13 protein-coding genes and 1 pseudogene are annotated in these 13,284 nt (G+C 73.0%); 7 read left to right on the top strand and 7 right to left on the bottom strand.

Annotation, left to right across the window (positions count from 1 at the left end; genetic code table 11):
- The 6 genes and pseudogenes from ACFXMF_RS20290 to ACFXMF_RS20265 form a co-directional block, all read right to left on the bottom strand.
- Window positions 1-237: pseudogene (locus ACFXMF_RS20290) on the bottom strand (hypothetical protein); the annotation flags it as partial.
- Window positions 234-641: a hypothetical protein gene (locus ACFXMF_RS20285; protein ID WP_360312278.1), complete on the bottom strand. Its 408-nt coding sequence runs from the start codon at window positions 639-641 to the stop codon at window positions 234-236. The pseudogene ACFXMF_RS20290 and the gene ACFXMF_RS20285, both read right to left, overlap by 4 nt.
- An 80-nt stretch (window positions 642-721) precedes the next feature.
- Window positions 722-2,257, bottom strand: a complete 1,536-nt coding sequence (locus ACFXMF_RS20280; RefSeq protein WP_360312280.1) for a HAMP domain-containing sensor histidine kinase — start codon at window positions 2,255-2,257, stop codon at window positions 722-724.
- On the bottom strand, window positions 2,254-3,012 hold the full coding sequence (locus ACFXMF_RS20275) for a response regulator transcription factor (RefSeq protein WP_360312282.1): 759 nt from the start codon (window positions 3,010-3,012) through the stop codon (window positions 2,254-2,256). The genes ACFXMF_RS20280 and ACFXMF_RS20275 overlap by 4 nt, the downstream gene beginning before the upstream one ends.
- A 148-nt stretch (window positions 3,013-3,160) precedes the next feature.
- The gene (msrA, locus tag ACFXMF_RS20270) at window positions 3,161-3,673 is read right to left on the bottom strand and encodes a peptide-methionine (S)-S-oxide reductase MsrA (RefSeq protein ID WP_360312284.1); all 513 of its coding nucleotides are present in this window, start codon (window positions 3,671-3,673) and stop codon (window positions 3,161-3,163) included.
- A 69-nt stretch (window positions 3,674-3,742) separates the two neighbouring features.
- Window positions 3,743-5,377 carry an alpha/beta fold hydrolase gene (locus ACFXMF_RS20265; protein ID WP_380017995.1) on the bottom strand — a complete coding sequence of 545 codons (1,635 nt, stop codon included), beginning with the start codon at window positions 5,375-5,377 and terminating at the stop codon, window positions 3,743-3,745.
- 156 nt (window positions 5,378-5,533) lie between these two features.
- On the opposite strand from ACFXMF_RS20265, the gene ACFXMF_RS20260 reads away from it, so the two are divergent.
- The 4 genes from ACFXMF_RS20260 (at window position 5,534) to ACFXMF_RS20245 (ending at window position 9,873) form a co-directional block, all read left to right on the top strand.
- The gene (locus ACFXMF_RS20260) at window positions 5,534-5,974 is read left to right on the top strand and encodes a hypothetical protein (protein WP_360312288.1); all 441 of its coding nucleotides are present in this window, start codon (window positions 5,534-5,536) and stop codon (window positions 5,972-5,974) included.
- 120 nt (window positions 5,975-6,094) lie between these two features.
- On the top strand, window positions 6,095-6,967 hold the full coding sequence (locus tag ACFXMF_RS20255) for a hypothetical protein (protein ID WP_379991174.1): 873 nt from the start codon (window positions 6,095-6,097) through the stop codon (window positions 6,965-6,967).
- Window positions 6,960-7,634 (top strand): class F sortase, encoded by a 675-nt coding sequence (locus ACFXMF_RS20250; protein ID WP_360312292.1) that lies wholly within the window; start codon window positions 6,960-6,962, stop codon window positions 7,632-7,634. The genes ACFXMF_RS20255 and ACFXMF_RS20250 overlap by 8 nt, the downstream gene beginning before the upstream one ends.
- A gap of 175 nt (window positions 7,635-7,809) precedes the next feature.
- Window positions 7,810-9,873: a hypothetical protein gene (locus tag ACFXMF_RS20245; protein ID WP_360312294.1), complete on the top strand. Its 2,064-nt coding sequence runs from the start codon at window positions 7,810-7,812 to the stop codon at window positions 9,871-9,873.
- A gap of 55 nt (window positions 9,874-9,928) precedes the next feature.
- On the opposite strand, the gene ACFXMF_RS20240 is transcribed toward ACFXMF_RS20245, so the two are convergent.
- Window positions 9,929-11,926, bottom strand: coding sequence for a hypothetical protein (locus ACFXMF_RS20240; protein WP_380020706.1), 1,998 nt, complete (start codon window positions 11,924-11,926; stop codon window positions 9,929-9,931).
- A 95-nt stretch (window positions 11,927-12,021) separates the two neighbouring features.
- On the opposite strand from ACFXMF_RS20240, the gene ACFXMF_RS20235 reads away from it, so the two are divergent.
- The 3 genes from ACFXMF_RS20235 to ACFXMF_RS20225 are packed head-to-tail and all read left to right on the top strand — an operon-like array spanning window position 12,022 to window position 13,229.
- Entirely contained in the window at window positions 12,022-12,246 is a 225-nt protein-coding gene (locus ACFXMF_RS20235) for a helix-turn-helix domain-containing protein (protein ID WP_360312298.1), read from the top strand.
- 28 nt (window positions 12,247-12,274) lie between these two features.
- Window positions 12,275-12,787 (top strand): Clp protease N-terminal domain-containing protein, encoded by a 513-nt coding sequence (locus ACFXMF_RS20230; protein WP_379991593.1) that lies wholly within the window; start codon window positions 12,275-12,277, stop codon window positions 12,785-12,787.
- A 7-nt stretch (window positions 12,788-12,794) separates the two neighbouring features.
- The gene (locus tag ACFXMF_RS20225) at window positions 12,795-13,229 is read left to right on the top strand and encodes a hypothetical protein (RefSeq protein ID WP_360312302.1); all 435 of its coding nucleotides are present in this window, start codon (window positions 12,795-12,797) and stop codon (window positions 13,227-13,229) included.
- The last annotated feature ends 55 nt before the right edge of the window (window positions 13,230-13,284 follow it).

Raw genomic sequence — 13,284 nt, 5'->3', positions numbered from 1 at the left:
GCCCGGCGGGGTCTCGGGCGCCTCGGCGTCCCGGTCCGCGCGGTCGGCCGCCTGCTCCGCCTCGTCGACGATGGACGCGAGGCTCGACGGCGGGTCGGTGGGTGTGGCCCGGCTGCCCGCGGGCGCCGAGCCGCCGCCGCGGTCGTCGTTCGATCCGCCGCACGCGTTGAGCGTGGGGCCGAGCACGAGCACCGCGAGCAGCACCGCGGCGGCCCGCCGGCGCGGTGTGCCGATCACTTGCCCGCGGCGGGCTGCTGCGTGTCGCACCAGGTCTTCACGTTCGCCAGGTCGGTGCGCCGCTGCTGCAGTTCGGGCAGCAGACGCTGACGAGTGGTCAGCTTGTCGTTCAGGTAGGTCTTGACCGCCGGGCGGTTCAGCTTGTCGGCGGTGGCGATCCGCGCCTGGAGGTGGGCGATGGAGCCCTTCGCGTCGGCGCCGCCGTTCAGCCGGTCGATCGCCTTGCCCAATCGGGTGTCGATGGCGGGGACGCGCTTGCAGATGCCCGGCTTGTGCTTGTCGGCGCCGGGCATGGCGCCGGCCTGCGCGGCGGGTGCCGCGGCCAGGGCCGCGATGGTGGTCAGGGCCGCGAAGGCGCCGAGTGTCGCGAATCGTCCGGGTGCGGTCGTGCTACGGCGAGGCATGGTGGTTCTCCCGAGTTTCACGGTTCACCGCCCCGCTGCGGGGTGGCGTGCCGCGACGGTAGGACCCTGTTCTGTGGGCATCATGTGGGCTGTCTGTGGGGTTCTTGTGGGCCCGCCCCGGACTCCGTCGGTTCGCGGGTCAGCCAGTCGCGTCGGATCTGTCCGGGTGCGCCCGTCGGCTCGTCCGCGCGCCGTCCAGGCAGCAGCACCTCGACGCGGGTACCGGATCCGGGCGGCACGGTACCGATCGCGACGTGCCCCCGGTGCAGCGCCACCTGCTGGGCGACCAGGGTCAGGCCCAGGCCGGCCCCCGGGCTGTCCGGGCCGCGACGGAACCGCTCGAACACCTGGTCGCGCCGCTCGATCGGTATCCCCGGTCCGTCGTCGTCCACCCGAATCCGGGCGGCCCCACCGGCGTCGGCGTGCACCCCGATCCGGATCGAGGCCGCGCCGTCCGGTCCGCGTCCGTGCACGAGCGCGTTGCCGATCAGGTTGTCCAGAAGCAACCGCAGCCCCGGCCGCAGCCCGTGCACCCGGATCTCCTGCGGGGCGGACACCAGCACGTCCGCGCCGGGATGCCGCGTCCGCGCGTCCCGGGCCGCCTCGTGCGCCAGTTCGCCCAGGTCCACCCGTTCGAACGCCTGCTCGTCGGCCAGGTCCCCCTGGGCGAGCGCGCGCAGCGACGCGAGCAACGACAGGATGCGCTCCTGCCCGGCCGTGAGGTCGCCCAGGATCTCGCCGCGCTCGGCCGGCGTCAGGTCGGGATAGGCCGCGAGCACGTCCAGGTCGGTGCGGATGCCGGTGAGCGGCCCACGCAGTTCGTGGTCCACCGTCGCGGCGAACGCGCGGGCCGTCTCCAGTGCTTCGCGGGTGCGGGCGGTCTGCGTGTCGTAGCGACCGAGCACCACCGCGAGCGTGCGGCCGAGGTCGTCCACCTCGGCGACGCCGGACGGCACGTGCACGTCCGGGCGCGCGTCGTCATCCGGTTCGATCGCCGCCGCGCGCCGCCGCAGCGCCCCCAGCGATCGGGTCGCGCCGGCGCCGACGACCAGGCCGGCCAGCGCGGAGATCGGTACCGCGAACGCGGCCACGACGAGCACGCGCCGACGCAGCAACGCGGACCGCGCGTCGGTCTCGGTGGTCGGCTGGAACACCCGCAGGATGCCCGTGCCGCCTCGGGCCGCGCCGAGCGGGCGGGAGACCACGCGCCATGCCTTGCCGTCGGCGCGGACCGTGACCGGGCCGCGATGCCGGGCGTCCGGCAGCGGCACGTTCGCGGGCGGTTGCGGTCCCGCGGACACCGGTCCGCCGGGCAGTTCGACCCGCACGCCCAGGTCGAGCGCGCCGTCGAGCAGCTTGTTCTCCCGGGCGCGGACCGCGTTCTCCCGCTCGTTCTCCACGGCGCGCAGCAGCGCTCGCGCATCCGGTGCCAGGTGCTCGGCACGTTGCCGCAGGGCGATGTCCTGGCGGCGGGTCACATCGGCGGTGACCCAGCGCACGACCAGGATTCCGGCGGCGATCACCAGCAGCGGCACGAGCACACCCACCGCCAGCGCGATCCGGGTGGACAGCCGCATGGTCGGCCGGCGACGCGCCCGCTCCCGGGGGAGGTTCATCTGCGGCCGTCCGGCACCCGCAGCACGAAGCCGACCCCGCGCACCGTGTGCAGCAGGCGCGGCCGGCCGCCGGCCTCCAGCTTGCGGCGCAGGTAGCTGACGAAGGTGTCCACCACGTCGGTGCGAACCTCGAAGTCGTATCCCCAGACCCGGGCCAGCAGTTGATCACGGGTCAGCACCTGGCCGGCGTTGCGCACGAACACGTCCAGCAGGGCGAACTCGCGCCTGGTCAGGTTCACCGGCTCGCCCTCGTGGGTGGCCAGATGCGCGCCGGCGTCCAGGACCAGCGGGCCCGCCCGGAGCACCGCGTCGTCCGGGGTGGTCGGGGGTCGGCGGCGCAGCAGCGCACCCAGCCGAAGTTCGAGTTCGCGCAGGTCGAACGGCTTCACCAGGTAGTCGTCCGCGCCCGATTCCAAGCCGGTGATCCGGTCGGCCGTCTCGTCCCGGGCGGACAACATCAGCACCGGGGTCTCGATGCCCCGGGCCCGCAGCGTGGCGCACACCTCGATGCCGGAGCACCCGGGCATGGCCACGTCCAGCACGATCACGTGCGGTGCGCGGGGGTCGGGTTGCTCGGCGGTGCCGGTCACGGCGAGCGCCGCGGCGCCGTCGGAGGCGAGCAGCACCCGGTAGCCGGCCAGCCGCAGGCCGCGTTCGAGGGCGCGGCGGATCGCCGGGTCGTCGTCGACGACGAGGATGCGCGGCGGCTCCCCGCCGTCCCGGCCCTCGTCGTCGATTCCTGGAGTCGTGGTCATCGTGTGCCGTCCCGCGTTCGCCGGCCCCCCAAGCTTGGGAGACTCTACGTCGATCCGCGGTGGGGGACGCGGCCGGCCGACCGACAGTTCCACCCGGACACGGCGACGCCCCGCACCGGGGTCCGGTACGGGGCGCGGTCACCCACGATCAGGCGTCGGCGCGCCGTGGCAGCTTCCAGCCGGGTCGCGGGAAATGGCACGTATAGCCGTGCGGGTAGCGCTCCAGGTAGTCCTGGTGCTCGGGCTCGGCCTGCCAGAAGTCGCCCACCGGCTCCACCTCGGTCACCACCTCGCCCGGCCACAGCCCGCTGGCCTGCACGTCCGCGATGGTCTCGACGGCCGTGGCCCGCTGCTGCTCGTCGGCGTAGTAGATCGCCGAGCGATAGCTCCGCCCGATGTCGTTGCCCTGGCGGTCGCGGGTGGTCGGGTCGTGGATCTGGAAGAAGAACTCCAGGATGTCGCGGTAGGTCGTCACCGACGGATCGAAAACGATCTCGATCGCCTCGGCGTGGTCCCCGTGGTTGCGATACGTGGCGTTCGGCACGTCACCACCCGAGTAACCGACCCGGGTCGCCGTCACACCCGGTTGCTTGCGGATCAGGTCCTGCATTCCCCAGAAACATCCGCCGGCCAGAACCGCCTTCTGCACCTGAGCACTCATCTCACAACTCCTGACTGATTCGCCTACTCACCCGCGAAGAGAACAAACGACGCCGCATGGGTGTTCCCGTCAGCCGATCCGCTCGTATCCCTCGTCGAAGCCGGGGCCGGCCACACCCGCCGAGCGCGCCGCACCGGGTGTGGTCGTCGGATCCACCTCGTCCGCGCAGACGCTGCCCCGCGGCGGCAGACGCAGCTCGCTCAGGTAGGCCGTCGCCGCCGCCTTGGCACACGCGCTGCGCCCGAACGCGGTGTGCCCCTCGGCGCGGAAGGTGAGCAGCCGACCGTTGTCCAGGCGTTCGGCCAGCGCGACCGCGTCCCGGTACGGGGTGTCCGGGTCGCCGGTGGTGCCCAGCACCAGGATGGGCGCCGAACCACGCGCCCGGTACGACCCCTGATGCCGGCTGACCCGCTCGCCGCTCCACTGCACACAGGCCGGCGCGTGGTTGTGGTCGTAGGTGGGCGGCCCGAACCCGATGGCCGGACCGAGCAGGGGCGCGTCGCGCACATTGGCCCGTACGTTGCGCTCCAACTCGGCCGGGTCCCGCGGATAGACCCGGTCGACGCACTCGACCGCGACGTTGGCGGTGAGGAAGTCGAAGCTCGCCGCCGACGGCGGCCGGAGCACGAACGCGGTGCCGTCACGCAGTTCCGCCTGCCGCAGCGCCGCGCCGAACGCGGGCCAGATCGCCTTGCCCTCGTTGATGTTGAACATCAGCCGATAGACCAGCGTGTAGCCGTTGGCGAGCGCTCCGGAAGGGGTGGCCACCGGGTGTGCGTCCAGTTCGTCGATCAGCCGGGCGAACGCACCGCGCGCATCGCCGGCGCCGAATCCACAACCGGCCGGATCGCTCGTGCACCAGTCGAGGAAGCGGCCCATCGCGGCGTCCAGCGCCAGATATTGCGGCCGGTCGTACGCGTAGGGTCGGCTCGCGTAGCGCACCGGATCGTAGGCGCCGTCGAGCACCATGGCGCGCACCCGACGCGGATATCGGTCCGCGTAGACGGTGCCGACGAAGCTGCCGAACGAGCGTCCGTAGAACGAGAGCCGGCGCTCCCCCAGGGCCTGACGCAGCAGGTCCAGGTCCCGAGCGACATAGTCGGTACCCATGAACGGCAGCACGTCACCGGCCTTGGCCGCACAGGCGGCGTCGAAGTCCCGCGCGGTGGCAACCGCCCGTTCGAACCCGGCCGCCCCCGGGTGCCCCGGCGACCGACCGACCTCTTCGGCATACCGGGCGTCGTCCCAGCATTCGTACGGCGCGCTCCGCCCGATCCCGCGCGCATCGAAGCCGAACACATCGAACCGCTCCCGCAGTTCCGCAGGCAGCGCGGCGTAGTTGCCGCGCACGAAGTCCACCCCGGAGTTCCCCGGCCCACCCGGCTGCATGACCAGCACACCCAGGCGCCGCTGCGAATCCACCGCCCGGTGACGAATCACCGCAAGCGTCAACGTACGCCCACCCGGCTCGCGATAGTCCAGCGGCACCACGACATTCGCACACTCGAACGCCGCATCCTGAACACAGGCCGCCCAGTCCGGCACCGGCACCACCGGCCCACCCGGCTCACCCGCCGAGGCCGGCACCACCCCGACCCCGACCACCGACAAACCCGCCGCGACGACCCCGACCACCCGCACCCACAACGCACGCCGCCGACCACGCCCCCGGCCGGCACCGACCATACGGCGATCAGACCTCATGCTCACCAATCCCCTTCCGGGTAAGGGCAATCGACCTCGTCCGCAATATCCCGGACCGATCCACCCCCCGCAACCATCCCGAGGGACAAGCCCCAGTACCCGCACGCACGTTCGCGCTACCTTTCACCCGTCTCGACAACCGTGGGGGGAACCACAATGGCCGGCATCGCAACGAATCCCGCTTCCGGGCGAAGACCAATCGCCCGCGCACTGTCCGGTATCGCGCCGGCCCTGGCCGCCCTGACGGTCGCCGCCTGCTCCATGACACCGACCATGTTCGACGGCCCGGTCCACGACGTCACCCGCGACTACCTGCGCGCCGTCGCGGCCGGCACGTCGCCCGCGCCCTTCTACGGCGACTGCGGCGGCACACACGGCGGCAACGCCGAGCGGGTATTGGCAGGCGAGGGCGCCGGGTTCACCTTCTCGATGGACAGCTCCGTCCGGGAGGACGACATGGCGACGGTGAATGTGAACGTCACGGGACAGGACCATTCGGCCTCTCCCTATGCCGTTGAGCTGCGGCGCGAGGGTGGGAAGTGGTTCGTCTGCGGGGTCGATGGCCGGCATCTGCAGATCCCAATGGATCACCCATAAGTGTTACTTAAGGCTACTTAGGGTGATTTTCGCACCCCAAGAGGCAACTTTCCGTTTTGCCGCCGCGTCCTCCATCGGACCACCGATCACGCGTCGGCTGCAAAGGAGAGATTGTCCCTGATGCGTACCACTCGTGTCTTTTGCAGCACCGTAGCCGCCGGCCTGTTGGCCGTTGCCATGGGCGGCACCGCCGCCGCCTCCGAAGGCCCCGGGGCGCAGACCAAGGACATCAAGGCCGAGGCGTCAGGCGCCACCAACGGATCCGCCGACGAGCCGGGCGCCAAGCGGGGCGAAGGCGCCCCGACTTGCCCCCGTCCGGCGCACGACTGCTCGACCAAGCCGGCGCACAAGCCTGCCGAGAAGCCCGCCCACAAGCCCGCCGAAAAGCCCATGGACGACAAGCCCATGGACAAGCCGGCTCACAAGCCGGCCGAAAAGCCCAAGGACGACAAGTCGGAGCACAAGTCGGACGACAAGTCGGACGACAAGTCCGACCACAAGTCGGACCACAAGTCGGACGACAAGTCCGACCACAAGTCGGACCACAAGTCGGACCACAAGCCCGGCCACAAGCCGGGTCACAAGCCGGGTCACAAGTCGGACGACACGCCGACCGTGATCATCGGTGACGTCACCAACACCGTCGTCACGAACAACCACGTCACCAACAACCACATCCACACGACCAACGTGGTGAACAACCACAAGACCGTCGTGGTCGACCACAAGCCCGGCAAGAAGCCCGAGTGGAAGCCCGCACCGCACAAGGCCAAGCACGTGACGCCCAACCGTCACCACGAGGCCCGCCCGGTGGCGGCCACCCACACCACCCACACCACGCAGACCAGGACCGTCCCGGTCGGCTCCGTCGCCGGCGGCGCCGGTGGCACCTCCGGGGCCGACGACAACCTGATCGGTCTCGGCGCCGCCCTCGCCGTCACCGGTGCCGGTGTCGGCGCGTTCGTGCTGCGTCGGGGCAGCCTGCGTGGCTGACACACCTCCCGTCCACCGTGCCGGCCGCCGCCTCCTCCTGGCGGCGGCCGTCGCGGTGCTGATCTGTGGCATCGTGCTGGCCGTCATGGGATACCGGGCGCAACGACCACCGGCCGCGGCCACCGCCGCCCCCAAGGTCGTGTCCACGGCAGCCCCCTCCCCGACCGACACCGCGCCGGCCGCACCCGCGGTCGAGGGTCCGCTCCTGGCCCGCTCCGAGCCGGCCGCGATCGACATCGCGGAGATCGGCCTGCACGCTCCCCTGACCGCCGTCGGCCTCGACGCCGCCGGCGCCGTTCAGGTACCGCCCCCCGACCCGGAGCGGCGAGCCGGCTGGTACGACCAGGGACCGACCCCGGGCGAACTGGGCCCCGCCGTGCTGGTCGGCCACCTCGACTCCACGACCGGCCCCGCCGTCTTCTACGACGTGGGCACCGTGCGCGTCGGCGGCACCGTAGAGATCCGCCGCGCCGACCGGAGCATCGCGGTGTTCACCGTCGACACCGTCGAACGTTTCGCCAAATCCGACTTCCCCACACAGCGCGTGTACGGCGACCTGAACCGGGCCGAACTGCGTGTGATCACCTGTGGCGGCGACTACGACCCCGAGCAGGGCGGCTACCAGGACAACACGGTGTTGTTCGCCCACCTGACCGGCTCCCGCTGACCCCCGCGGCTCGGCCCGCCCTCGCGCGGCCGAGCCGCAACCGGGGCCGTGGCGCGGCGAGTTCGGGTGGCCGGGCGGTTGGTCGAATCGTTGCGCTGCCACACTGATCGGATGGGCGGCGGCAGGTCGGCGCCCGCGCGCCGGGGGTCGGCGCGGACGGAAGGGGCGAAGGACCGTGCTGAGCAGGGCCATCTCGACGCTGTGGCGGCACGCCGATCCGAACCTGGTCACCCGACTCGCGGCCCGCTGCGACCCGGGCGGACGCGGTCGGTTGCTGGCCGAACTGTCGGATGTCCCGGCCGTGGTCGACTACGCGCTGACGCACGGCGAGCGCAGCGACCATCTCGCGCTCGCCCGGCACGATCGGCTGCGGCGCGCGGTGCTGGAGCAACTGGTGGCGCTCGACGACCCCGAGGTGGATCGGCACGTCTTCGTCAATCCGCGCGCCGACACCCGTCTCCGGCGCCGGATCCTGAGCCGCGATCGCGCCCCGGATCCCGCGCTGTACGAGCTGTTGTCGACCACCCGGACCCGGATATACGCGATGGCCCTGGCCCATGCGCGCGACGCGCGACTGCTCCGGCACGGGCTGAGCGTGCTGGGTCGGCTGCCGGATCTGCCCCATGTCGAGCAGGCCCGCCTCCGGGCCCTGGCCGGGTTGTGGCGGGCCGAGGGACCGGCGGCGGTGTTCGCCGCGTTGTCCGTCGGGCGATACCGCACCAGGGTGATCGCCCCGGTCGTGCGCGCGGCCCTCGACGCGCCCGAGGGCCTGATGTTGCTGGAGGTCGGAGCCTGCGCCGAACCGGACGGCGACGAGCTGATCGCCCTGTTGCGGGCCCGCGGCATCCGGCGGGCCGAGGCCCGACACGTGCTCTCGACCATGGACGGGCCGCCGGACTGGGACGCGTTGTTGCGTGCGCATCGGCAGACCCCGTTCACTCCTGCGGTGGCCGCCGCGCTGGCCGGCACCGAGGGCTGCCCGCCGGAGGCGGTGGTCGAGTTGGACTTCACGGTCGACCACAACCACCGCCCGTTGGAGCGGGCGCTGTTGGAGCAGGTGGTGACTCCGGAGCGTTTCCTGCACACGGCCCGCCCCGCGTGGCATGTGCTGCGCTCGGTCGACGACTTCGCCCCGCGCTCCGCGCAGACCGCCACGTTCGGCCCCTTGTTGACCGCGCTCGGCCCCCTGCTGCCCGAGGACGTGGCCGGCTGGTTGCGCCTGGCCCGGCTGGGACCGGGATATCCCGGCACGGTCCCCGAACTGCTGGGCCACGTGGCCCGGCCGACCGGCCCACCCGAACCGGGGGCCGACGCGGCGGAATCCCGCGCACCGGCGCCGCCGATCGACGTGCCCGCCGGCACCGGCGATCCGCTGCGCGGCGCCGCGAGTCCGTTGTCGCTGTTGCTGAGCCGGGCCGCGCCGGAATTGGCGGCCGAGGTGGTGGCCGCGCTGGATCCGGCGGACCTGCGCGCGTTCGCCGCCGGCCGGCACACCCCGGCGCCGGCCGTCGCGGTCGCGCTCGCCCGCCGGTGGCCCGGCATGCTGCCGCACCGGCTGGCCCGGCGGATCACCGCACGGCACGACGCCGTTCGGGCCCTGGAGGCGATGGGCGACGAGCTCACCCCCGAGGTGGTCAAGACCCTCTCGGACGCGGACGAGGGCATCTGGTTCTTCGATCCCCGGTATGGCCGGATCCACTACCGGGTCGAGGGTTGCGCGTCGGCGGCGGACGTGGCGACGACCTGGCCGGCCCCGGGACCGCTGCGCGCGCTGCCGCCCCGGGTGCCCCCGGCGTTGTGGACGCGCCTGGCCGAGGAACCCGATCCCACGCCCGCCCCCACCCGGGACCCGGCCGTCGCCATCGCGGCGTATCACCCGGACTGCCCCGAAGCGCTGATCTCCACCCTGGTCCGGCGCCAACCGGGCTTCTTCTCCTCCGGGTCGATCCGATCACCCGCGGTGGCACGCACGCTGGTCACCGACCCGCCCGTGCGCGACCTGCTCATCTGGGAGGTGGGCGACCTGCTGCGCGACGGCCTGCTGACCCCGGCGGAGATCCTCTCCGGGGCCCGGCCGGCCGCACACGCCCTGCTCGTCTGCGGCGACTACGCCGGCGACCTGGTGCGCGGGCACCTGCGCGAGGACGTCGACGCCTGGATCGTGGCGTCCCACCTGCTGCCCGACTTCACCGGCACACCCGACGAACTCCTGGCCACCGCGGCGGCCGTGACCCACTGACGCGACCCGAACTCCGAAAGCGCCCACCGCCCGGGCGCGCTCCGGACGCCACAGGTCATCGCGGCCCGTCCCCCCGTTCGACCAAGGCCCAGGCGTCGGTGAACAGTTCGGGCAGCGTGCGCTCCGGCACGACATGGCGCAGGATCTCGCCGGTGTGCCGGGAGACCTCGACGTCGAGGAAGGCGGCCTTCCAGGTCTCCATCGGCCGGTACGGCTTGTCCGCGGGCGCCCACGGGCCCGGCAGGAAGGTGCCGCGCCCGGCTCGGGAGCGCTTGTCGGCGACCGCCAGGCCCGCGTCCACGAGCGCCGCGGCGGCTCTGCGGTGCCGCGTCGGCGTCCAGCCGTTCCAGGTCCGCACGCCGCGGTCGGTGGGCGCCTCCAGCGCGAGCAGTTGCAGATGGAGGGCGGCCGAATCCGGGGTCAGGTCGAGCGCCTTCGCGACGCGTTCGACCAGATCGGGCACACTCGCGGCGGGGTTGGCCTCGTAGGCGCCCACCGGCAACGCGTCCGACTCCACCCGGGCGACGATCCGGGTGAAGTGCTCTGCGCGCAGCCGTCGCACGGACGCGATCACGCCTTGGCCGCTGCGGCCGAGCGTGTCCTGGAGCCGCTGCGCGCGGGCGTCGTCGCCGAGCAGCGCGGGCCGGAAGAACAGGCGGGGGTGGTGTCGGTGTCGACCGAAGTAGGACGGCGGCGCGGCTTCGACGGCCACGGTCAGCCCGTCGTCGAACGCGGGCACCGACAGCGGCTCCGGGCCGTGGTACGGGTGCGGCCCGAACCACTCGCGCAGGTCGTCGATCGTGACCCGATCGAAGAGGTACCCGCAGCCGAGCAGCAGCCCGGGGTGGTCCAGCCGGGCACGGACGTTCCGCACCAGGGCGGGCAGGCCCGCGCGGATCGGGTCGCCTGCGGGCAGTTCGGCGTACACGGTCGGTACGAGTCCGGCCAGGTCCGCCAGCAACGCCACCATCCGATACGGCGCGGTGACCGAGCCGGTGGCGTCGACGAGCCCGATGCCACCGTCGTGCGGGGCGTTCGGCCAGGTGTCGAGGTTCTCGGCGAGCAGCGGGTGGGCGGCGGAGTCGGCCATCGCCTCGCATAGTTCGGCCACGGGCGACTCCGGCTGCCGCTCGGCGATCAGCGCGCGCGAGGTATCCGGGATCGGGAGCTGTCGGCCGTGGCGTTCGTGCCACGCGGCGGCGATCCGCTCGGCCAGCAGGCGCGGGGCGTCCGGCGCCCACAGGTCGGCGGGGTCCGCCGGGAGCACCTGTGCGAGCAGGCCGAGCCAGCCCGCGGGGCCGAGCCGGGCCGACTCGACCCGGGCCGGATCGACCTCGCCGGCCTTCAGGCCCAGCACCCGACGCTCGTCGGGGTCCAGGAACGGCTTGCGGAACATGCCCGTCCCGGGCGTGCCGGCCAGCGCGAGCGCGGCGGCGGCGCGGGACATCCCGGTGTCGGCGGCGAGTCGCGCCACCGCGTCCGGATCCCACGGCATCGGCCCGCGCTCGCGCACCAGGGCGACCAGTTCGCGCAGTTGCCGGGCGCTGCCCCAACCGCCGTGCGGCAGGTCGGTGGGTTCCTCGATCGGGCCCAGCGCGGGTGGTTCGGCGTCCCCGGTGCGCACTTCGAGCACGTTGGCGCCGTCCCGGACGTGGCCGACCAGGAGAGTGGCGCCGCGCTCGTCCCGGACGGCGCCGCGCTGCGGCTCGCGCACCGTGCCGACGCGCATCCGCACCGTCGGGTCGACGAACACGCCGTCCGCCCAGATCTCCAGCAGCGCGAGCAGCCGTTCGCGGCGTTCGGGCCGGGTCGACGGCGCCGCCGCGCGCAGCGCGAGCGCGCCGGTTCGACCGATGAACCCGGTCCACTGGCCGCCGCCGACCCGCGCCGGGGCGTTCCGCCCGGCGGGCGGGTCCGCGCGGCCGGCCAGGTAGGCGCCGATGTGTTCGAGCCCGGCGAGCGCGCCGGGCTCCCAGTAGAGGAAGTGCTCGATGAATCCGCAGAGGGCGGGCGGGACATCCCGGTCGTCGAGCGCGTCGAACCTTGCTGTCATGTGCTCTTCGTATCGCCCCGCGACGACATCACGACGACCGCCCCCGTCATCAACTTTTGTTGACGAGCCGATCCGCCATCAACTAAAGTTGATACGTGATCGAGGCCAAAGACGTTCCCTCGCCCGAGCATCCCGAGGATGCGTTCGCGGCCGTGGTCGCACTGCGCAACCTCGCGGCCGCGCTGGAGCGATCCGCAGTGGACCACGCACTCGCCCAGGGCTGGACCTGGAACCACATCGGTCAGGCCCTGGGCATGAGCGCCCAGGCCGCCCACAAGCGACTGTCACCGAACCGACGAGCCCCGGAACAGGACCGGTAACCCACCGGACCAGGCAAGGAGAACCCACGTGGGCATTCGAAGCGCGATACACGACATGGGTGCGATGAAGCGCCTGCTCACCGGCGCCGAGGAGGAGGCCCGCACCCTCGGCGAGGAATCCCCCGGCCCCGAACACCTGCTGATCGCCGCCCTCACCGTGCCGGACGACTCCGCCCGCACCGCGCTGGCCGGCGTCGGCGCCGGCGTCGAGGACGTGCGCCGCGCGCTCGCCGAGTGCCATGCCGCGGCGCTGCGTTCGGTCGGCATCGACGCCGACGCGCTCCCCGCCGCCCCCCCCGCCCCCGCCCCGCGCGGGCCCTACCGCGCCACCGGCAGCGCGAACGAGGTGTTCCGGCGCGCCGTTTCCCTCGCCAAGGCCGAACACCCCGGGAAACTGCGCACCGCACACGTGCTGATCGCCGTCGCCGAACTCGAACACGGCACGGCCGCCCGGGTGTTGCGCAACCTGGCGATCGACCGTCCGACGCTGATCGAGGCCGCCCGCGCGAGCGTTCGCGACGCCGGCCGCACCGGCCGGTGAGCCCCCGATGACCACCGTGCATCGCGAGACCTTCCGCCTCGTCCCCAAGCCGTGGGACTCCATGGCGTGGGTGCGAATCCCCGACGGACTGGAATTCACCCTGTACGCGATCACCCGACTCGAAGGACGTCATCCCGTCCTCCCCGCCGATCCCGACGAGGAGGCCCGTTGGTGGTGGGCCCACGACGGCTTCGAGAAGGAACTGAAGGCCGCCCAGTCCGAGGTCCGCCTGGCCCACGGGATCCGCACCAGGCCCGGCTTCATGGTCGACGTCCGCACCGTACGGTTGCGCCGCTACGACCTGATCCCCGGCCGCGGCCGACGCTCCCGACGCGCCTGGGAGCACTGTGCGGCCCGGATGCACGCCGCCGACGCCGCCTATCGCCCGGTCCGCGAGGAGATCGAGGCCCGCCTGGCCCGCGTCGCCGGCCGCGAGCCCTGAGCCGCTCCGGCGCACACTCCGAAGGCCGCCCTCTCTCCGGGCCGGGGAGGGCGGC

The sequence above is a fragment of the Embleya sp. NPDC059213 genome (assembly GCF_042754445.1).
Classification (GTDB): domain Bacteria; phylum Actinomycetota; class Actinomycetes; order Streptomycetales; family Streptomycetaceae; genus Embleya.
The sequence above is the reverse complement of the archived record's forward strand: the minus strand, read 5'-3'. Positions and strand labels throughout refer to the sequence as shown.